This window comes from Acinetobacter sp. NIPH 2699, assembly GCF_022549355.1.
GTDB lineage: Bacteria > Pseudomonadota > Gammaproteobacteria > Pseudomonadales > Moraxellaceae > Acinetobacter.
Genome location: NZ_JAKZGL010000002.1, coordinates 159,008 through 182,052, shown reverse-complemented (window position 1 = coordinate 182,052; position 23,045 = coordinate 159,008). Strand labels below are relative to the sequence as shown.

The following is a 23,045-nucleotide window of genomic DNA, read 5'->3' as shown; positions in this document are numbered from 1 at the left end:
ACCTGTGTCAAATACTGAAAAACCCAAAGCCACCTATGAGCAAGCCATTGCCATAGATAACGCTCGTTTAGGACAATCCTTTAAAGTGATTGCCTATGCTGGCACAGGTAAAACCACAACTTTACAAATGATCAGCGATGCTATGCCTGAACGGCGTGGCATGTATTTGGCATTTAACAAAGCCATTGCCACTGAAGCGCAGAGTAAATTTCATGGCAATGTTAATTGTCGTACCTTTCACTCGCTGGCATTTCGCAGTGTTCCACGTGGAATCACCGATAAATTACGCTTACCGCGCTTAAGTCCTAGTTTTATCGCCAAAGAATATCGTTTAGAGCCGATTACCCTGCGACGCTTAATGGGTGGACGCTATGAAAAATATGTATTGATGCCAAGTCGGCTTGCCAGTTTGGTGGCCAATACCGTCAGTTATTTCTGTTCGACCAGCTCGCAGTATCCTGCACCACGCCATATTCAAGCACCCAGTTGGTTACATCAAGATGATATCGAATCCTTACAGCAACATCTTTACCCAGCAGTAGAACGCCGCTGGTTAGAGTCGATTGATCCCAATCATCAAGCGGGCGTTGGGCATGACATTTACCTCAAATTGTGGGCTTTGTCTGAACCAAATATTCCAGCTGATTATGTTCTGTTTGATGAGGCACAAGATGCCGATCCACTGATGCTGGGAATTTTATTGCGGCAGAAAAGTACGCAAGTGATTTATGTCGGCGATGCGCACCAACAAATCTATGCATGGCGTGGTGCAATCAATGCCATGCAACAAATGCCGTTGCCTGAAAGTCGCTTAACCACCTCGTTCCGTTTTGGGGATGCTATTGCAGATGTCGCCAATAGTTTATTGGGTGCCCTCAATGAAACCGTGCCACTTCTAGGTAATCCCAATGTCAAATCGAGTGTGGTGAATAAACCGCATACCAAAATGCGCGATGCAATTCTGTGTCGTACTAATGCCCGTGCCATGGAATTGTTACTGGCAGGTTTAGTGCATGGTGATAAAGTCGGTTTACAAGCCGATCATCAAAAACTCAGTCGTTTTGTCGATGCTGCGAGCCTACTCAAACAAGGTAAGCGTATTGTCGATGTGCCTGAATTGGCTTGGTTTAATTCTTGGCATGACGTGCATGAATATTGCGAAACCAATGATGGTAGTGACATCAAACCTTTAGTCAAATTGGTCGATGAACATGGCACAGATCCATTGAAAAGAGCGCTGGCTAAAATCACCCCGATCGAACAAGCCGACTATGTGATTTCAACTGCACATAAAGCCAAAGGTTTAGAATGGAATCGGGTCCATATTGAAGATGATTACCAATTTAAAATAAATGGACGTGAACATAAAATTACAGACGAAGAATTAAGATTACTTTACGTTGCCTGCACTCGTGCTAAAGTAAGTTTAAATATCCATCATCTTTTTGACTTAATACAACAATTAAAACTAAAACGATGCGCTCCCTCCAGCCTTCAAAAATCCGCAGGTTAAAGCGCCCATGATCGAGGTAAGCTTATGCAACTTGAATCGGTTCAATTCAAACATGTTGGCATGTTTCGAGACCTTAGCATAGCGTTTCAACCTGAACAGCATCCTATTACCCTGATCCTAGGGGATCAAGCCACTGGTAAAACCACCGTTTTAAGAAATATCTATCAGGCACTGTCTTGGTTTTCAGCGCGGTACAAAGATATCAGAACCGCAGGTGTGGTCATCGCAGATCAAGATATTATGCTGACACGCCTACAGGCCAAAATTCAGGTGCAAGTGTGTATCAGCAGTGAACTCAACAACGTCTTAACAGAAAGTAGCTCTGCACAACAGACCGACACCCAAAGCTGTAGCTGGAAACTGTTTAAAACCTTTAATAATCAAGGGGTCGGGATTAGTCAGGTTGAAACACAGCAACTCGACCAAATGGTGAGCTTGTACCAGAAAACCCACCAACAAGACCCTCTCTTCGGCCTTCCCCTCATCGCCTACTACCCTGCCGAACGCTTTGTGCAAGACATCAATTTACAAAGTAAAAATGTACCCGGCATTTTACAAAAAATTTCGGCTTATGATCTTACCGCGATCCCTTACACCACTTTTTCTCGTTTTTTTGAGTGGTTCCGCGAAATTAGTGATGTCGAAAATGCACACTCAGCGCATATTGTTAGACGCTTAATGGGCAATGATTTTAATCAACAAAACCAATCTGAAATATTACAAGAACTACAACAAGAACTGATCAAGCACCCGAAACAACTTTCTGCCCCTAATCTATACGCATTGAAAAAAAGCTTAACCACGGTTTTTCCCGAGCTGAGTGATATTTATGTTCAATATGTACCAAAGCTCCAACTGATCGTGCGTTACCAAGAACAATTGATCCCATTTCAGCAACTATCTGCCTCACAAAAAACATGGATTGCACTGGTTGGCGACATTAGCCGCCGCTTGTGCTTACTCAATCAACATTGTTTTGATCCATGTTTAGAAGGTGAAGGTATCTTACTGATTGATCAAATCGACGTACAATTAGATCAAAATATGTGTGCAGAAATTCTTGAACGCCTACATCAAGCCTTCCCTCGTCTACAAATTATCGTGACAGGCAATCGTGATGAACTGCTCGAACACGCGCTGCACTATCAATGCTTACGGTTGGATTCACAAGAAATATATGAAATCAATCTTGAGAAATCACAACAACAATTTTCGCAACTTTATAATGAGCTATCACAGCCAGTTGAGCAAGCTGAACCACTGAATCCAGAACTTGCTGAGACTGAAACACTCAACAGCAAAGTAGATGAATTATTTAATCAAATACAAGAACTTGACCAGCAAGAAAAAAATGATTTACTCAACCTTTTAAAAATAGATGATACACCACAAAGAAGTTCGTCCTAGCACAGCATAATTTAAGACCTGCCATATTTTTACCTATTGATCTGTGTTTTTCGTGTAATAACTCAATCTTTTTTGCTCATTTTATAGTAAGATAAATCGCTTTTTATTATTAAGTTGCGCAATACAACTTACTGCTCTATTAACTTGATTGGGCTTCAAGATTTAAAGCTTTGGCATTCTCTTTGAGCGCCTGTAAGTCTTGAGTGAAAATTCACCTTAGGTCCTTTTTGACCTACATCATCGACATGGATATCAGTGTGCTACCGATTATTATCCTATTACCGCTCATACTCGGCACCATCCTAATCCCACAATTGCAACGTATCTCACGCGGCATGACGGCACTTGGGGCGATTGGCATCAGTCTGAGTTGTTTTATTTTATTATTAACTCAGGCACCCACCATTTTACAGGGCAATACCCTGCAACAAAGCTGGGATTGGCTGCCACAACTTGGAATCAATCTGAGTTTCCGCCTAGATGCCTTAGGTTTATTATTTGGTCTACTGATTAGCGGTATCGGTACCCTGATTTATATTTATGCGTATTATTATTTAAGTCCTAAAAACTCGCTGACCAAACTTTATCAATTATTGATGTTGTTTATGGCCGCCATGTTGGGCGTTTCATTCTCGAATAACTTAATTTTATTATTAGTCTTTTGGGAACTGACCAGTATTTCATCCTTCCTGCTGGTAGGTTATTGGAGTCAATACGATGCTGCACAACGCGGCGCACGTATGGCCCTAACTATCACTGGTTTAGGTGGTCTCGCAATGCTCGGTGGCTTTGTTCTACTTGGACAAATCACGGGGACCTATGAGATTGATCAGCTAGTGTTGATGAAAGAAACGATTCAACAACATGACCTGTTTGTACCGACATTATTACTGATTCTGCTCGGTGCATTTACCAAAAGTGCGCAGTTCCCATTTCACTTTTGGCTTCCCAATGCCATGGCAGCGCCAACGCCAGTGTCTGCTTATTTACACTCGGCCACCATGGTTAAAGCTGGGATTTTCTTGTTGGCTCGCTTAGCGCCGATCTTCATTGGTGCTGCGTTGTATCACAACATTGTGACCTTTGTAGGCTTGTTCACCTTGTGTATGGCCGCAGGTTTTGCCATTTTCAAAGAAGACCTCAAAGGGCTATTGGCTTATTCTACGATCAGTCATTTAGGTTTGATCGTTTGCCTACTTGGTATTGGTTCCCCTCTTGCGGTTGCCGCTGCAATTTTCCATATCATTAACCATGCAACCTTTAAAGCCGCATTGTTTATGATCGCAGGGATTATTGACCATGAAACAGGCACACGTGATTTGCGCAAGCTCAGTGGAGTTTGGCAACTGCTGCCATTCACCGCAACCTTGACCATGATTACTGCCGCCTCGATGGCAGGTGTGCCATTTACCAATGGCTTTATCTCAAAAGAAATGTTCTTCACAGAGTTACTGGCCAACTTGTCTGGCCCTGTCATGATTATTTCCGCAATTGTGGCAACGTTGGCAGGTATCTTTGCAGTCGCGTATTCAGTCCGCTTAGTCCACGGTGTATTTTTTGATGGTGCGGTCGGCAAACAAGTTCCAAATAAAGATGCCCATGAACCGCACTTAGGCATGCGTATGCCTGCCATTATTCTGGCAGTACTCTGCATCTTGGTTGGGATCTTCCCTGCTTTACTGGCGGAAACATTTGTCAATAGTGTGACGCGTGCCAGTTTGGCTCAACCTGAATTTGTAGGCACCCATTTAGCGATTTGGCATGGTATCAATGCACCGTTGATCATGAGTCTGATCGCATTGGTTGGTGGAACAATTTTTTACTTTGCGCTTGCCAAAGACGGCCTTATCCGCAAGATTGACCTTGATCATTATCTCGGTAGATTCCAAGGCAAAATTCTCTTTGAATTGTTCCTGAAACACTTATTACTCACCAGCCGTAAAATAAAGCAACGCACTGAAAATGGCTCTTTACAGCATTACTTACTTTTGATTGTTCTGTTTAGCGTCGTGATGGTGGCTTTACCACTTTTCAATCAAGGTTTAACCACAGGAACACGCGAACTTACACATGCACCTTGGGTTGCAATCGTACTCTGGCTCACATTGTTCTCTGGCTGCTGGATGATGCTGTGGTTCCATCATGAACGGATCAAAGCCGTTCTGATTAGCGGGGCAGTCGGTTTAGTGGTTACCATGACTTTCGTCTCTTTATCGGCACCAGACCTTGCGTTGACACAAATCACTGTCGATGTAGTCACAACCGTCTTGTTATTGATGAGTTTGTCTTTACTGCCACAACTGACCCCTTATGAGTCGAGTCGACCACGCCGTTGGCGAGATGCCAGTATTGCTATCGCAGGTGGCTTAGGCATTGGCTGGATCGCTTGGTTGATCTTAACGCGTGACCATAATTCAATTTCATGGTTCTTCATGCAACAAGCCATTCCATTGGGTGGCGGTTCCAATGTGGTCAATGTCATTCTGGTTGACTTCCGTGGTTTCGATACCTTTGGTGAAATTACTGTCCTCGGTATTGCCGCGATTGGCGCACTATGTCTCATGGATGGTATGCGTGCACATGGCACCACCATGACGCAAGGACTCAGTTATCGTTTTAATCCATCTCCATTGATGCTGCGGATCACCGCTTCATGGATATTGCCATTGGCATTAGTGGTGAGCTTTTATATCTTCATGCGAGGCCATAATTATCCAGGTGGTGGCTTTATTGCGGGTTTGATCACGGCAATGGCACTCATCATTCAATACATCGTTTTGGGACAAGATCAGGCCGAGCAATATCTGAAAGCCAAATCGGGACGTTTATATGAAATCTGGATTGGTTCAGGGCTGACTGTCGCAGGCTTGTCGGGGATCGCAGCTTGGTTATGGGCACGCCCATTCTTGACCAGTGCACATATTTATGTGGAATTACCTGTGCTCGGCAAACTGCATTTAGCTTCAGCTGTTGGTTTCGATCTCGGGGTTTATATGACTGTGGTGGGTGCCACCATGTTGATGATCTCGGTACTAGGGGACTCACGTCACTCAAATGTATCAGGCCCAATCCCAAGTGGAGATAAATAACATGATCAGTCTAGAATTCTTATTGGCTTCGGCAATTGGTTTACTCATTGCAACAGGTATTTATTTAATCCTGAGAGCGAGAACCTTTCCTGTTGTCTTAGGCTTAGCCATGATCGGTTATGCTGTCAATTTATTTCTATTTGCGATGGGACGTCTACAAGTCAATGCACCTGCTATTTTAACTGAAACAACCAGAGTCACAGATCCATTACCACAAGCACTGGTACTCACTGCGATTGTAATTGGTTTTGCCACAACTGCTTTTGTCATTCAGTTAGCTTTACGCAGTCGTTATGAATCAGGCAGTGATCATGTCGATACCACAGAAGAACCCACCTTAACTTACGACCCGCGAGAGGATGAGCCATAATGTTTGATTTTCACAACTTTTGGCAGGCTCATGCTCCAGTTATTAGTATTCTGATCCCAGCATTCACCAGTTTTCTATTGATTTTATTTGGTAATCCAGGGGCAGGTTCATTAAAACAGGATTGGCGACAGCCATGGCGACGAGGGATTAGCCTCGCTTCCGTGATCTTAGGTTTGATCACAGCAGTAAGTTATCTCGTCATTGCAAGTACAGGACAAATTACTGTTTATCAGCTCAGTGAATGGTCTGCGCCTTTTGGTATTGTCTTAGTACTAGATCGCTTATCTGCATTTATGTTGGTACTGACCTACAGCCTTGCTTTACCTGTGCTGTGGTATGCCAGTGACAATTGGGATACGCGTGGACGTTATTTTCATACCATGTTCCACTTCTTGCTCATGGGTGTCTGCGGTGCGTTCTTAACAGGTGATTTATTTAACCTGTTTGTCTTCTTTGAAATTTTGTTAATGGCGTCTTATGTATTGCTATTACATGGTCAAGGTCGCCCACGTTTCCAGTTAGGCGTACATTATGTCACCATTAACCTATTGGCCTCTGCCCTGTTCCTCATCGGTTTAGGTATGATCTATGGCAGTGTGGGTAGCTTAAATATGGCAGATGTTGCCCGTTTAATTCCCTTACTGGATGCAGATCAACATAAACTCGCCGTGGCAGGCGGGCTGTTGTTATTCGTGGTCTTTGGTATTAAAGCCGCTATGTTACCTGTCGGTTTTTGGCTACCGAAAACCTATGCAGTTGCAGCTACACCTGTGGCAGCAATTTTCACCATCATGACCAAAGTCGGGATTTATGCCATTTTACGAATTAATGGTACCGTGTTTGATGATGCTTTAGCACAAAGTATTTTAAGAAACATACTGATGGTCATTGGTTTAGTGAGCTCAATTTATGGTGTAATTGGTGCATTAGGCGCAGATCGGTTACGTCGCTTCGTTGGTTTTATGGTGCTATCCTCCATCGGAACCCTGCTCATTGCGATTGCCATGTTCAATACTTATGCTTGGGCGGCAGCGTTATATTATCTAGTTCATAGTACCCTGATTGCAGCAGCCTTTTATTTATTCTGCGGTTGGATCACGGCACAACGTGGCACATTTAAAGATCACCTCAAAGTTGCACCCAAAATCAAAAATGAAAATGCTGCCGCGATGACTTACTTCCTGATTGCTTTAATGCTGGCAGGTTTACCACCTTTTAGTGGTTTCTTGGGTAAAGTGTTTATTTTACAAGCGACTGCCGAATCAGCTTATCAAGGCTGGATTATTGCAATTATTTTGGTTGTCAGTTTACTCAGTATTCTTGCGCTCACTCGGGTTGGTTTTATTCTATTTTGGCGAGCAACACCACCTGAAAAAGATCAAGATAAAGAGGCTTATGTTGCCTATCAAGCCTTAGCTGAACATGCACCAAAGCGTAATGATGTTGCCATTTACCTCATTTTGGCTGGGCTGATTGCTTATGCAGTCTTTGCCGCACCCATTCAACGCTACACGTTTGCAACCGCGCAGCAAATTCAACAGAATGAACTCTATAATCAAACCATTCTTAAAAGAGATGCTCAAGGGCGTATTATTAGCGTACAGCCGTATGATCCGAGCTATTTACCTGAAACCAAATATGGTGGTGAAGTCGAAGATCCAAACGCACTGTTGATTCCAGAAATGATTGCGACTCCAACCTTACAAGGGAAGCATATTTCTGAATATAAACAGCGTCAAATTGCGGAACAGACGTTGCAAACACCAACCATTCCAAATAACACACAGCTCAAACCAATGGAGGAAAACTAATGCAAAAAGTGACTTTGCTGGATCGTTGGTTTCCACATCCGTTTGTATCCTGTTTGGTATTTCTCTCTTGGTTAATGTTAGCGCATAGCTTAGATGCATCGGATCTATTGATTGCATTACTGCTGGGTATTGTGATTCCCCGCCTCGTTCGTCCCTTTATTGCCCGAACACCCCATATTCACTGGATTCCTGCCATCAAACTGATTTTTGTGGTGTTATGGGATATCGTGATTTCGAATTTTCGAGTCGCCAAAATGGTCCTTGGCCCAATGGATAAATTACATCCACAGTGGTATCGAATTCCCCTTGAAACCAAACATGAGCAAGTGAATACACTTCTTGCGATGATTATCACCACAACACCTGGCACGGTTTCAGCAGGAATCGATCAAGAACGTGGTGATATTCTCATCCATGCACTCAGTACAGAAGATACTGAGCTGGATATGCAGGAAATCAAACAACGCTATGAACAACCTTTAATCGAAATCTTTGATGTAAAAGTTGCAGGGGGAAACCGCAAATGACCATTTTACCTTATGCACTTGGTATTGGCTTAATTGCCATTACCATCTCAATGTTTCTTTGTTTGATTCGTCTCATCGCGGGCCCTTCTGTCATTGATCGTCTACTTGCATTGGATACCCTATTTCTTAATGCAACCTGTCTCATCATCGTGTTAGGCATTTATTGGGTCAGTACCAATTTATTTGAAGGCGCTCTACTGGTTGCAATGCTCGGTTTCGTTTCTACAACCGCACTTGCTCGTTATTTCACAACTGGTCATGTGATTGATTAAGGAGCTGAATCATGCAACTGTTTTTTGAGATTATTGTTTCATTCTTTGTGATTTTTGGCGCTTTCTTTATGCTGGTCGGTTCGATCGGTATGATTCGCCTACCTGACTTATTCATGCGTCTACATGCACCAACAAAATCAAGTACGCTTGGTTTGGGTAGTTTTTTAATTGCAGCCATGATTTTTTCTGCAACACAAGGCCGTTTTGGTTTTGCCGAATTACTCATCACATTCTTTGCATTTATTACAGCCCCCGTATCTGCAAATTTGATGGCGCAAGCCGCGATACATTTACGTCTACGTTCGAACAGTGGTGATGTACCAGAAGCCTTAAACCGCCCCCTTCCTTGGCAGCGTTATCGTCGCGTTGTCAATAAAAAAGACCAACTGTAGTTGGTCTTTTTTATTTTAGATTTCTAGAACTTACCGTAACAAGTTATTAATATATAACACTTTGATTACTAATAAGATCCTGTAAATACACTTGTTCACGCTGATTCGTCATAATTAATAGATCCTGATAGGCATCACTAGGCTGACCGCGAACACTCAATGTATTGGTTTTAGCATCTGTGTCATAAATAATCTCGATATAGCCTGATAAATTCGAGTCATTGGCATGACTATCCAATATCTGGGACAAATCAATCTGGTCTTCTGTAAGCTTAAAATCACTTACATAATCCACAGCAGTTTCACCAGAAGCATTTAACAATAATTGCAGAATATCGTTGCCCTCATTTAAGACAAACAATTCACTGATAGTTGCATCACTAATGAAGGTATTACTTCCTTCGTCACCAACCAGAATACGAGTCACTTCATCTTCAGCATTTAAAGGTCGATCAACACCAAATACCTGATAAAGCTGATGTGAAGAAATACTACCGCCTGTTTCAAAGCTAAAAGACTCAACCTCATGCGTACCGCCTAAGAAGAAATCTTTAACCGTCACCTTATTAGTATTACTGCCATTCACTTTTAAAATCAGATCATCACCAGATTTCGTTAGATAATTACCAACTTGACTAAAGGTAATTCCATTTCCAAAGATTACTTGGTCTGTTCCCAACTTTTCATCAATCACCATCGCACCAGAACTGTAGTTATAGATAGTATTAAAGGCATCTAAATCAGTTGGTTCAGGTGGTACATTTACTGGTGAACTTTGTTGTGGCATCGTCATTCCAAATGCCCCAAAAATCTGCTCTGCGGTAATTTGTCCACCTGTCTCAAACTGGAACGTTTCTACTAAATATTGCCCGCCTAAGAAGAAGTTTTTTACCGTGACTTTATTAGTGTTACTACCATTTACTTTCAGGATTAAATCATCACCAGACTTGGTTAAATAACTGCCGACTTGATTAAAAGTAATGCCATTTTTAAAGACCACCTTATCATTACCTGAATGTTCATTAATGGTTAAAGCGCCTGAAGTGTAGTGATAGGTGGTATCTCCTATAACCTCTGGACTTTCAGGGTTCTCTGGTTCATTTGGCGAAGCTGGAATGGTTAATCCAAAAGCTCCAAAGATTTGTTCGGCCGTAAGCTGTCCACCAGTGTCGAACTGGAATGTTTCTACTAGATATTGACCACCTAAGAAGAAATTCTTCACTATGACTTTATTGGTATTACTACCATCCACTTTAAGGATCAGATCATCACCTGATTTGTTGAGATAGTTCCCAATCTGACTAAAAGTAATTCCATTTTTAAAGATGACTTTATCAGTTCCAGAATGTTCAGTAATGATCAACTCTCCAGATGTGTAATTATAAGTCGTATCTCCTACAACCTCTGGACTTTCAGGAGTAGAAGGTTCAGGATTCTCTGGTTCAGTCGGTGAAGTTGGAATGGTTAACCCAAAAGCTCCAAAGATTTGTTCAGCGGTGAGCTGACCACCTGTTTCGAATTGAAAAGTCTCGACAAGATGATCACCACCTAAGAAGAAGTTCTTCACTGTGACTTTATTGGTATTACCACCATTCACTTTTAGAATTAGATCATTCCCCGATTTATTCAAATAATTACCAACTTGGCTAAATGTAATTCCATTCTTAAATAGGACAGTATCTTGACCAGAATGTTCTGTGATTGTCATTGAACCAGAACTATATTGGTAAATGGTATCGCCTATAGGATCAGACGAACCTCCAGAAGATGCATTCACTTTGACTGCAATTTGTGCAGCAGTAATGGTATACCCTCCATTTGGTTGCACACTGCTAATCGCCTTCTCACCACCTAAAAAGTGGTCTTTTACTCGAATCGACTGATTTGAGTTGTTATCAATCGTGACAATCAGGTCATTATTTTCTTTGGTAAATTTAATTCGATCTTCAGTAATACCATCATCCATTAACCAGAGGACATCATTACCCCCTCCGGTCTGGTCAATCGTTTCAGTACCATCAGTTAAATAATAGAAATATTTATCATCACCTGCACCTCCATCTAGGATATCGTGACCTGCACCACCTCTTAACGTATCGTTGCCATCACCACCATATAAGATGTCATCGCCTGCACCTCCATAGAGAATATCATTGTCCTGATCGCCATACAGGATGTCATCACCTTCATTACCTTCTAGATAATCTGCACCTATACCACCATACATTATGTCGTTGCCAGCTTGCCCCCATAAAGTATCATTGCCAGCCTGCCCGTAAATAATGTCGTTTCCAGCACCCGCATAGACTTTGTCATCACCAGCCCCCATTTCAAAGGTTTCATGAGTATTTCGATAGCCCCAAACCTCATCATCATTGGCTGTACCATGATAAGTCACATGGTTTTCAATATAGCTATTATCCCAAGTGGTTGAGTCAGCAAACTGAATTTCATTGATCTTATGATGTCCACCCACAAAGTAGTTTTGGATAGTGATTTGATCTGTCTGATTGATATGTTTGATGACGAGATCACTACCATAGCGATGTAAGCTAATATCAGTCGTTACTATATTTTGATCAAAGCGTAATACATCAAATGAGACAGCAACATTGTTATAATTTTGACCTGCTGGACGTTCAATAATCATGTCTTGACCATCACCTAAATTAAACAGGTAAACTTCATCACCAAATGAACCATAGATGGTATCGTTGCCTTGACCGCCTTCTATGTAAACAGCTCGTTGAGCTTCAGTCAGTTCAATATCCTGAATGACATGGTAGCCATCTTCATTATGGATAAAATCATTTTGGTTATAACTATCCACAAATTGTCTTCGGTTTACATTAACAATGAGTATGTCATCACCCGAACCACCAGAAAGTAATCCAAGTTCATCACCATACAAACCTGTTAAGGTGAGATGATCCTGTCCATCACCACCATAGAGTTTGCCTTGTCCTGTGATGATGTCATTACCTGACTGACCTTCCAATACGCCTTGCCCAGTCAGAATGTCATTGCCGTCACCACCAAGTAGATGTCCAGAGCCTTCAATTTCATCATCACCAGCACCACCATCTAGATAGCCTGTGGCATAGATTTTGTCGTTACCGTTCCCACCATAAACAAAGTATTGGGTTTCTGGTGATTCTGAATAGATTGAACGGCCATAAACAATATCATCACCATCACCTGCATGAATCACATCATGATCTGTGGTACCTTCGATAATATCGTCTAATTCAGTTCCCTTAACTGCCTGAATATTGAGTGCGGCCTCATTCCATTCTGTCTGGTCATCAAATCGAATTATATTAATTGGCTTATTGGACAGGTAGTCACTAAAGTGTGACTCAACAACCAATTGATCTCCTGTAGTGCGGTGAACAATCACCATATCTTGACCAACTTTTCTGACAATTAAGTCATTTGGATTGATGTTTTGAAACTCAATCACATCAATATCTGTTTGGTTTTTGGATTCATATCGGATCGTGTCCTGTCCCCAACCCAAATCAAAGCGATAAATATCGTTTCCTTGTCCACCAATCAGTACATCATCACCTGATCCACCAACTAAAACATCATCACCTGATCCACCATTTAGTTGGTCTGAACCAGCCCCGCCATCCAAAAAGTCATTGCCAGCCTCTCCATTTAGAACATCATTCCCAGTACCACCATAAAGCTGATCTGAACCTTCTCCTGCATCTAAAAGATCATCGCCAGAACCACCAATTAATACATCGTCTCCAGTTCCACCATAGAGTTGATCATCATCAGCACCACCATCCAAGTGGTCATCTCCATTGTCACCATAGAGCTGATCCTGTCCTTCACCACCGTAAAGCTGATCTGAACCGATATTTCCATGAATGACATCACTTCCAGCTTCACCTGAAATAGTACTACCTGTTGCATAAGCTCTTAAAATATCGGCTTCGGCTGTTCCCAATAAAACCAAAGCTTTTACAGCTTCAACATCAAGTATGGTATTATTTGAAAACTGAATTTGATCAATACGATAATGCCCTAAAGCATCCTCATTAAAGTAACTCTGTACCGTGATACTATTTTCACTATCCAACGTGCGAATAACCAAATCATTGTTATGCCGTCTAAAAGTAAAATCACTTTGCACTAAGCCCTCAATAAACTGGATGACATCCTGACGGTTTGCTGTACTGTCATAGTTATAAATAATGTCGTGACCAAAATGAGGAGCAAATACATAGGTATCATTACCTGTACCGCCATCCAGATAGTCATTACCATCACCACCAATTAGGGTATCATTTCCTATACCACCATAGAGCTGATCATCACCATCTCCACCATTTAAGTTATCATCGCCTGCATAACCATACAGCGAATCATGACCAGCCAAGCCATTGAGTTGGTCAGCACTGCTATAACCTTGTATTACATCATTATCTTCGGTTGCTTCAATAACTTTGGCTTTAATCGTTTCAACATCCCAAATAGTGCCATCTGCAAATGCAATTTGATCAATTCGGTACGCTGTTTCACCATTCTGATCAAAATAGTTTTTAACTATAATCTGATCATTTTCTGAATACTTAACAATCAGATCATGATCTTGACGTTTTAGACTTACGTGTATAACTTCAATACCTTCTTTAAAGACTATACGATCCAATTTATTGATATTATTTTCATAACTATGAATCGTATCTTGCCCATCACCTAAACTAAAAATATAAGAGTCATGGCCAGCCAAGCCATTGAGTTGATCAGCACTACTATAACCTTGTATTACATCATTATCTTCAGTTGCTTCAATAACTTTGGCTTTAATCGTTTCAACATCCCAAATAGTGCCATCTGCAAATACAATTTGATCAATTCGGTACGCTGTTTCACCATTCTGATCAAAATAGTTTTTAACTATAATCTGATCATTTTCTGAATACTTAACAATCAGATCATGATCTTGACGTTTTAGACTTACCTGTGTAACTTCAATACCTTCTTTAAAGACTATACGATCCAATTTATTGATATTATTTTCATAACTATGAATCGTATCTTGCCCATCACCTAAACTAAAAATATAAGAGTCATTACCTATTTTTCCATCTAGAATATCATTTCCTGTTCCTCCTATTAAAATATCATCACCGGTTAAAGTGGCAGATAAAATATCACCCCCATTCGTTCCAAGTATATAATTTTTAAGACCAATATTATTTTTAACAATTTCATAATCATCTTGGCTTAAATTATTTCTTAGTTCGACATCCATGCTATTTCTAAACGTATTATAAATATGATTATTATAAGGATTTATACCTCTAATGAAGGTGTACATTTCATTAACAAAATTTAAAACATCCAAAGAAACTGGCTGTTCCAATAAGGTATTTACAATATACTGATTAAATTGGGTGAAGTCAGCACTCCATGCCCCATTCACTCCTTCTATAAATTCAATTTTATCAAATAAATATGCATTATGGCTTTGTTGCATAAGTGTACTGTAAACAGAATTAAAGTACTTTTGATAAACAGTTTCTATACCAATAAATTCTGCTTGAGTAATACTACTCACTGGACTTTCGCCTAAAATCTTTTCTACTACTCGTACATGTTGAGCATTTATATTATTTCCCAAGGAGTTTACCTGTACATTCTGTTGCCCTGCCCAATGTAAAATAATCTTCTCAACTAACGCTAATCTAGTAAACTCATCTTTAAACTCTGCAACAAATTGCTTAACTAATTGTTTTAATTCACCAGTTGCATCAAGCTGCATTGCATGATGTAGAGAATAGACATTACCAAAACCAACCAATTCAGGTAATAACTGGATATCTTGATCAACCTGAATTTCTGAACCTTGATGTATACTTACAGGAACACTATCTTTACGATTGCTATCAAACCAAAGTGTATTGGTCACTGCTGTTGTGCCATCTCCATAAGTAAATATACTATTTTCTCTATGCTCAACATTATTTTCATCTCTTGTTATATTTGACTGATAATTTGTTGCGATTGAGCTAATATTTAGTTCTGTGAGTGATTTCAACTCTCCATCATCGACTACACCATTACTATTTAAATCCTGCCAAACACGCAGTTGTTGATAAATTTGATCTGCTTCTGTAATTTGCCCATCCAAATTATCATCTAGCTCACTTAACGCAACATAGCCATTCTTTGCCAGTGCACCATTTGATAATATCGTTTCTGTTCCAAATAATTCTGCCCCACCATCGATCTGACCATTACCATTTCGATCTAACACCAAGAATCCATCTTCTGGTGCAACCCAAGCTGTTTTTTCAGCAAATCCGCTATTATCCAAATCAAAATGTACACCTTGATCTATTCCAATCGTGGCAATTTTTCCATCACCATTTAGGTCTAAAGTCAAAGGGTCTCGTGGTGGTGGTGCAGGCGTATCAGATTCTGGTGTTGGTGGCTTGGGTTTTGTTGGTGAAGATTCTGTTAAAGTTAGGCCTAAATCACCATCTTCCCAAAACCATATTTGATATTGATATTCCCAATGATTAGCACTTTGTATAATTAGATTATATTTTGGCGTTGTAAATAAATCTGGACTATACAGCTCTTTAAAAGTTTCATCTGACCTTGCATACCAATCAGAACTCAATCCAGATGTTTCATAGCGTGTGATAACATACTGTTCATCACTACTTAACCATGTATTTGCAAATAATTTTCTGCCGATCTCAAGTTGATTTCCCAAAATAAGCTGCTGACCTCCTATATTCAGCATTGTACTCATTCGAATTTCACCCTGACCATCTACATCAAAGAGATTATCTATATAAAACTTGCCTTTAAAATTATTCTCTCCTCTAATATATTCATAAGTATCATAACCAGTGCCTCCCATAAGGAGATCCCCCCCTTTTCCACCCAAAAGGCGATCATCTCCAGCATCACCAACTAGAACATCATGATCATCACCACCATATAGTTCATCATCACCATCGCCACCAAAGAGGATATCATTTTCTGCATTTCCAAATAATTGATCATTATCCTTGCCACCGTATAGGTAGTCTATGCCTTCTGCACCTACAATATAATCATTACCTGCATATCCATAAGCATAATTGATCGTTCCACTATCACCCGCGTTTCCGAAGACCAATTTATTTCCTGTGTAGATTTCATCGCCACCTGCACTGCCATAAAGCTTATCGCTGCCCGAACCACCATACATAATATTCTTATCAGTATCCAATGTAGAGAGACGTTCGAAATCGACTTCTGTTCCTAACTTTCCATCGGTATCACCACTCTCTCCTGCGATTAAAATATCATCTCCAGCTCCTCCATATAACTCATCACCACCAAGCCCGCCAACTAAACGATCCTTATTATCTCCTCCATCTAAATAATCAACACCTGTTCCCCCATATAAACGGTCATCGCCATCCCCGCCATGCAATTCATCATTTTCGGCCCCGCCATACAGTAGATCGTTTCCATCTCCTCCATATAAAAAATCAATTCCATCCATCCCCTCTAAATGGTCATTATCATCCCCACCATAGAGTTCATCACTTCCAGCACCACCTTCTAAATAATCATCACCCTTTCCTCCAAAAAGTCGATCATTTCCACGACCACCATATATATGGTCTTTTCCAACAACCCCATGTATATCTATATCATCTCCTTCTGACCCAAATATAAAGGAGTTTTGTGGGGTACTAAGATTTGCTCCCATTTTAACCACTTTTATTCCTGTACTTAGATCTTCAATCAACCAGTTTTGATCTGGTAAAGGTGAACCTATTGTTGTTCCTGTTATCCAATAATTTCTTATAGTTAATAATGCCTTGGTTCTATCCTCTATCCACTGTTCAGTAATTTCACCTTGTTCTGTTAATGGATTATATAGTCTAAATTTGCTTTGGACTGCTGAACTTGTTTCGACTGATACCATTGAAAGCGCACTGAGAGCAGAACGAACATTTACATTTGTTTTTGCTAAAGTGATTAATTCGGATAGACTTGATTGGTTTAAAGATTGTGTTTCTAAATCTAAAATTGAGCTTTGAAAAAATGCTCTTGCATTCGCAAAAAAGTTATCATCATTCGTTGTTCCTATAATTGATTTGCCTAATACAGCACCCATTAACATATCAAGAAAACGATTTACACCAACACTATTAATTAAACCAAACGAAGATAATAATTTTTGATTATCTGTTCCCATTGCTAGAGTAGAGACATAGTCAATAAATGTTTTTTCTCCAGTAACATAACCATAAAATGTATCACCCAAAATTACCTGATCTGTACTTTATTGTATTGATTTTTCTAATAAAAATTTTGCTCTTGCTGCTTTAAAACCTGCTTCATAGCTTACATACGCATATAGCACATCGCGCCAGTCATTGAGGGAATCTACAGCTAAAGGATTATCTCCTTTACTCATTAAACGATAACTTTGATCACTTGTCAGTTGCGTGAAGAGCAATGTTCCTGACCATGCGGAGTTTGCTTTTTCTGATGCAGCAGTATCATTCGGGTCACGATTAAATAAAATCTTTCCTACTGCTGTTGCATCCTTACCTGCAATATCTTCAATTTTTGGTATGATTGCGTATGTATCTTCATTATCATTAACTTCATCAAATAAATATTTTAATAAGTTTTTAGCCACTTCATTTGATGCTTCTTGCATTTTTGATTCAGAGACTGTTTCCCCATAACGCAACATTGCCTGAGTACTACTATAAACACGAATAAGTTCAGACATCGAACCACGTCCAGCATTGGCTTCTGTTGCCCCTCTCAACCAAAGCACTGTTGGATTGGTTGATTCATAACCATAGTTGGTTTGTAATAAATTAGCTAAAGTTTGATAAATTCGCCAATAACCAATTTGTCCATTTTCTGCCTGTAGACGCATAGCAGCAATTTGATCCATATGTACTTAGCTTAATTTAGTTGACATAATTTATTTCCTTTATTTCTTCTTTTAAAATTTTTAATGCAGTTAGACAAACATCTAAATATTGATCATCTGTAATCTTTTTAGAATAGGTATTAGCATCAATATTAATAACTACTCCATTCCACTTGAAAATCTTCCTAAATGTATCTGATTTACAAGCTCTATCACTACTCAAATAATCAGTTTCACGATTATAATATTGAGGTGAGTACATAAAAACTCGAAACCCATCTTCCATCACAACATTATCCTCCCATTTTTTTTTCATTAGCTTATTAATATCTCTAACTCTAATAGTAAACCCATTAGCACCATAATATTCTCTAGGTATTAACCAAAAACGACCATTACGCTTTAATAGAGCATATTTGCGAGAGTCAAATTTTGGTAATCTAGCAAAATCTTCTGATGTATATGAGTCGAACTCTTGAGCTAGCCTCATCCTTTGCCGTTCCATCAATGAATGAATACGAGCATCCTGTCTCTTCTCCGTTAAAGGAACACATTTATATACTAGCCAAGCTGTAAAAATGATTAAAAGTAAAGTCCATATAAAACCTTTTGATGGCCTGTAGTTTTTTATATTCATCATTATTATTTATCCATTTTTAATAATTTTTTAGGTCTAACTTTTTCCACCTCCCCAAACAGACTAAATGTCTGATTTACATAATTCACTACACCACTTATTTGATCCATATAGTGCATAAGTTCAGGTGTTTTCTCAGCTTGAAGCAGTTTTATTGTGCGTGATGGATCAAAACCATCAAATTGACAGTAAAATAAAGGTTCACCACGTTTTAGAATTAAATCTGTAGAAGTGTCATGCCATTCAAATGCCCACATTAGTGGTCGAGGCCAGATATGAATCGGAAAACGTCCACCAAAGATCGTGCCTGGTAGCGGATTCTTGCGGTAATGCCCAAAGGCATCTAGTTGAGTGAGATACACTACTTCATCTGCAATAAAGCAATACGGAAGTTTCAGTTGTAAGATTGGGACTTGAGGTGTACGCCATTCATTCTCATTGACAATTGTGAGCAGCTCTCGTAATTTATTGGCACGCACGGGTGATTGATCACCAAGTACATTGACTAAGCTTGGTTTCCCTTGTGCATCTCGTGCAAAACGTAGATGAAAATCAAATGGGCTATTAATAACAAAATAGCGACTTTCCAACTGCAACACCGCAGGACAACGGCTTGCTGACTTTGCATGTTTAGTCTGAGACTGAGAACGCATCCGATAAGGTGCTTCATATAGAATTGCAGCTTTATCATCTGTTAAAAACCAACCAACCGGAATCGGTCCTTCCCCAATCAACTTTTCGTTATCTTCAATGGTAAAATGGATATGCATTTTAAATTTTTATTTCAGCCTTTTGTCTGCAATATTTTACGCTGACTTGCTTCTTTTTCATACAGATCAGTCTGCATATATTTTTGATTTAGCTAGCAAAATTTCTTTTAAATGAGCTACACTTCTCTTTAATAATCTTTTATTTCGAACAAACTAATTCACTCATTCCAATCCAAACACCTAACATAAAAAAGCCACCCTCAGGTGGCTTTTTAACTTATTCTTTATCTTGCTCGTGTTCAGGCAAATCCTTCACAGCTTCAGCAATCAGACCAAACATATAGTTACCATACGCATTGGTTTTATCATAATGGAAACGCAATCTTGGCGTAATACGCGTCTTGATGCGACGACTCAATTCATGACGCAAGAAACCAGAAGCCTTATTCAGCACATCTAAAGTTTCTTTATTTGCCGCTTCACTTTGATCATCACCCAGTTCACGCCCCATCACAGTGACATAAACTTCAGCATATCCCATATCGGCACTGACTTTCACGGCTGAGATGGTCACTAGACCACCTAACCGTGGATCTTTAAGCTCCTGACGGATGAGCTCAGACAACTCTCGTTGTACAGAATCCGCCATGCGCTTTAAGCGTTGGCTACCCGCCATTAAAGACTCCGTTTAATCAATTGAACATCATAGACTTCGATCTTATCTTGTACTTTGATGTCTTTATAACCTTTCACCGCAAGACCACATTCCATACCTGCGCGAACTTCTTCAACCACTTCTTTATAACGACGAAGAGATTCAAGTTCACCTTGGAACACAACCACGTCATCACGTAATACGCGAATCGGTTTATTACGGTGTAACATACCTTCAAGTACCATACAGCCTGCTGCTGCACCAAATTTACTTGAGTGGAATACTTCACGTACTTCTGCCACACCCAAGATGGTTTCACGGTGTTCAGGTGCAAGCTTACCACTCATTGCTGCTTTTACGTCATCAATCAGTTGATAAATGATACTGTAGTAACGAATATCAATACCGTCTTGGTCAGATTTCTGACGCGCAGTGTTGTCCGCACGGACGTTGAAACCAAGTAATACGGCTTCTGAAGATTCAGCTAAAGTGACATCTGACTCAGTGATTGCACCAACACCAGAACCAATCACACGTACTTTCACTTCATCAGTTGAAAGCTCATCAAGCGCAACATGCAATGCTTCTAAAGTACCGCGTACATCAGTTTTAAGCACAACATTCACATAAGGCACATCTTTCTTGCCCATAGACGCCATGATGTTTTCAAGACGCATCGCACTCGCACGTTCTAAACGCTTATGACGTTCGCGATCAGAACGAGCATCAGCAACTTCACGTGCTTTCTTCTCATCATTGACCACAAGGACTTCATCACCCGCCATTGGCGCTTCAGGTAAACCTAAAATCTCAACTGGAATTGAAGGACCCGCAGAGGTAATACGTTTGCCATTTTCATCGACCATCGCACGGACACGACCATACGATGAACCAGCAAGAACTAAATCACCAATGTTCAATGTACCGTTTTGTACCAGAATCGACGTAACCGCACCACGACCTTTATCAACACGTGCTTCAATCACCACACCTTGAGCCGCACCGTCCGCAGAAGCTTTGAGTTCCATCAATTCAGCTTGGATCAAGATCAGGTCAAGTAACCCATCAATACCGACACCTGAATGTGCTGAAACTTTAGCGATAGGGACATCACCGCCCCATTCTTCAGGCACGATACCTTTGGTGGTCAATTCATTTAAGACGCGATCGACATCTGCTGATTCTTTATCCATTTTGTTGATGGCAACAATAATTGGTGTACCAGCAGCACGCGCATGATCAATTGCTTCTGCAGTTTGTGGCATAACACCATCATCAGCAGCAACAACCAGTACCACGATATCAGTCGCTTTTGCACCACGTGCACGCATAGACGTAAACGCTGCGTGTCCTGGGGTATCTAAGAAAGTAATAATGCCTTTCTCAGTTTCAACGTGATAAGCACCAATATGTTGAGTAATACCACCCGCTTCACCCGCAGCCACTTTAGAGCGACGGATACGATCCAGTAATGATGTTTTACCATGGTCAACGTGACCCATGATTGTGACCACTGGAGGACGCGTTGTTTGCTCACCACGTGCTTCTTCAGCCGCAACTAACAAATTATCTTCTGCTTGCGTATCAGAAACCAGAACAGGATTATGTCCCATTTCTTCAACCACAAGTACCGCTGTATCTTGCTCAATGGCTTGATTCTGCGTGACCAACTCACCCATTTTCATCAGGGTTTTGATGACTTCACGAACTTTAACAGCCATCTTTTGAGCGAGATCGGCAACAATAATTTTCTCGCCAATTTCAACATCATAAATCTGTTTTTTCACAGGTTTTTCAAAACCATGCTTGTTGGCTTGGCTAGTTTTCAAACCACGCTTATGATGGGTCTTACTAAAGCTTTGTTCAGACTGAGCATCACCACCACGACCGCCTTTCTTACCCGCACGTGGATTTGCAGTTGCGCCACCACGTTTGATTTCACGGTCTTCCTTATTAAAGGAATCTTCATACGCCTGACCAACGAGACCCGCTGCTAAAGGCGAATCATCAATCACACGAACAGTGGTAGTGGTATCATCATTTGAATATTTTGATGCCATTTTACGCATTTGTTCAAGCGTACGTTGCTGAGCTTCTTCAGCCGCCTTACGACGCACTGCTTCTTCAGTCGCTTTTAACTGAGCCGTTTGAGCTTCACGCGCTTTTTTCTGTTCAGCCGTCTCTGATGGTTTTACCACTTGAGGCGCTTTAATTACCTTATCGCTATTACGCTTTTTCACCACAACAGCCGTTTTTGCTGGCGCTTGTGTTGAAGTATCAGAAGTATGCGCTGCACGCATCGCTTCTAAGGTTGCATTTGCTTTTTTCTCTGCAACATCACGTGCATTTTGCACTGCTTCAGTACGTACATTTTGTTCAGCACGTACTTTCACATTTGCTTCTACACGTGCTTTTGCTTCAGCAGCAAGCAACTCTGGGTTCGGTTTAGCAAAAACTTGTTTCTTACGAACTTCAACATTGATGCTTTTTGCTTTACCCGAAGTACTTGTAACTTTAGCAGTACTCGTTGTTTTACGTTTCAACGCAATTTTTCCTGTGTTACCACTTTCCTGACCATGAACTTTTTTCAAATGATTGACTAAAGTGTCTTGTTGCTCAGTGGTAATAATATCATCTGCTTTACGCTGTGGTAGACCTGCATCACGAACCTGCTCTAGGAGTTTCTCTACAGGACGTTCTACGCTGAGCGCTAACTCTTGAATCGACTTGTCCGTCATC

At 40.5% G+C, this 23,045-nt stretch carries 14 protein-coding genes; 8 read left to right on the top strand and 6 right to left on the bottom strand.

Annotated features, from left to right (window positions below):
• Window positions 1-4: 4 nt before the first annotated feature.
• The 8 genes from MMP72_RS02795 to MMP72_RS02760 all read left to right on the top strand — a co-directional run bounded on the left by MMP72_RS02795 (window position 5) and on the right by MMP72_RS02760 (window position 9,381).
• Complete coding sequence (locus MMP72_RS02795) at window positions 5-1,513, top strand: UvrD-helicase domain-containing protein (protein WP_241314304.1); 1,509 nt, start codon at window positions 5-7, stop codon at window positions 1,511-1,513.
• 24 nt (window positions 1,514-1,537) lie between these two features.
• A complete protein-coding gene (locus tag MMP72_RS02790; protein WP_241314302.1) occupies window positions 1,538-2,920 on the top strand; it encodes an AAA family ATPase in 1,383 nt (460 codons plus the stop codon).
• A 245-nt stretch (window positions 2,921-3,165) separates the two neighbouring features.
• The gene (locus tag MMP72_RS02785; RefSeq protein WP_241314569.1) at window positions 3,166-6,009 is read left to right on the top strand and encodes a monovalent cation/H+ antiporter subunit A; all 2,844 of its coding nucleotides are present in this window, start codon (window positions 3,166-3,168) and stop codon (window positions 6,007-6,009) included.
• 1 nt (window position 6,010) lies between these two features.
• Window positions 6,011-6,379 carry a Na+/H+ antiporter subunit C gene (locus tag MMP72_RS02780; protein WP_241314300.1) on the top strand — a complete coding sequence of 123 codons (369 nt, stop codon included), beginning with the start codon at window positions 6,011-6,013 and terminating at the stop codon, window positions 6,377-6,379.
• Window positions 6,379-8,190, top strand: a complete 1,812-nt coding sequence (locus tag MMP72_RS02775) for a monovalent cation/H+ antiporter subunit D (RefSeq protein ID WP_241314298.1) — start codon at window positions 6,379-6,381, stop codon at window positions 8,188-8,190. Before MMP72_RS02780 ends, MMP72_RS02775 begins: the two co-directional genes overlap by 1 nt.
• On the top strand, window positions 8,190-8,717 hold the full coding sequence (locus MMP72_RS02770) for a Na+/H+ antiporter subunit E (protein ID WP_241314296.1): 528 nt from the start codon (window positions 8,190-8,192) through the stop codon (window positions 8,715-8,717). Before MMP72_RS02775 ends, MMP72_RS02770 begins: the two co-directional genes overlap by 1 nt.
• Complete coding sequence (locus MMP72_RS02765) at window positions 8,714-8,989, top strand: monovalent cation/H+ antiporter subunit F (RefSeq protein ID WP_241314293.1); 276 nt, start codon at window positions 8,714-8,716, stop codon at window positions 8,987-8,989. The genes MMP72_RS02770 and MMP72_RS02765 overlap by 4 nt, the downstream gene beginning before the upstream one ends.
• Window positions 8,990-9,000: 11 nt before the next feature.
• Window positions 9,001-9,381 (top strand): Na+/H+ antiporter subunit G, encoded by a 381-nt coding sequence (locus MMP72_RS02760; RefSeq protein ID WP_241314291.1) that lies wholly within the window; start codon window positions 9,001-9,003, stop codon window positions 9,379-9,381.
• 46 nt (window positions 9,382-9,427) lie between these two features.
• On the opposite strand, the gene MMP72_RS15880 is transcribed toward MMP72_RS02760, so the two are convergent.
• The 6 genes from MMP72_RS15880 to infB all read right to left on the bottom strand — a co-directional run bounded on the left by MMP72_RS15880 (window position 9,428) and on the right by infB (window position 23,044).
• Window positions 9,428-17,677 carry a calcium-binding protein gene (locus tag MMP72_RS15880; protein ID WP_277606310.1) on the bottom strand — a complete coding sequence of 2,750 codons (8,250 nt, stop codon included), beginning with the start codon at window positions 17,675-17,677 and terminating at the stop codon, window positions 9,428-9,430.
• Window positions 17,678-17,695: 18 nt separating this feature from the next.
• Complete coding sequence (locus MMP72_RS02740; RefSeq protein WP_241314289.1) at window positions 17,696-18,325, bottom strand: hypothetical protein; 630 nt, start codon at window positions 18,323-18,325, stop codon at window positions 17,696-17,698.
• A 16-nt stretch (window positions 18,326-18,341) separates the two neighbouring features.
• The gene (locus MMP72_RS02735; protein ID WP_241314287.1) at window positions 18,342-18,944 is read right to left on the bottom strand and encodes a hypothetical protein; all 603 of its coding nucleotides are present in this window, start codon (window positions 18,942-18,944) and stop codon (window positions 18,342-18,344) included.
• A gap of 2 nt (window positions 18,945-18,946) precedes the next feature.
• Complete coding sequence (locus MMP72_RS02730) at window positions 18,947-19,711, bottom strand: hypothetical protein (RefSeq protein WP_241314285.1); 765 nt, start codon at window positions 19,709-19,711, stop codon at window positions 18,947-18,949.
• Between the two features lie 217 nt (window positions 19,712-19,928).
• Window positions 19,929-20,327, bottom strand: a complete 399-nt coding sequence (locus tag MMP72_RS02725) for a ribosome-binding factor A (protein ID WP_130161884.1) — start codon at window positions 20,325-20,327, stop codon at window positions 19,929-19,931.
• A complete protein-coding gene (gene infB, locus MMP72_RS02720) occupies window positions 20,327-23,044 on the bottom strand; it encodes a translation initiation factor IF-2 (RefSeq protein ID WP_241314283.1) in 2,718 nt (905 codons plus the stop codon). Before infB ends, MMP72_RS02725 begins: the two co-directional genes overlap by 1 nt.
• Window position 23,045: the final 1 nt, after the last annotated feature.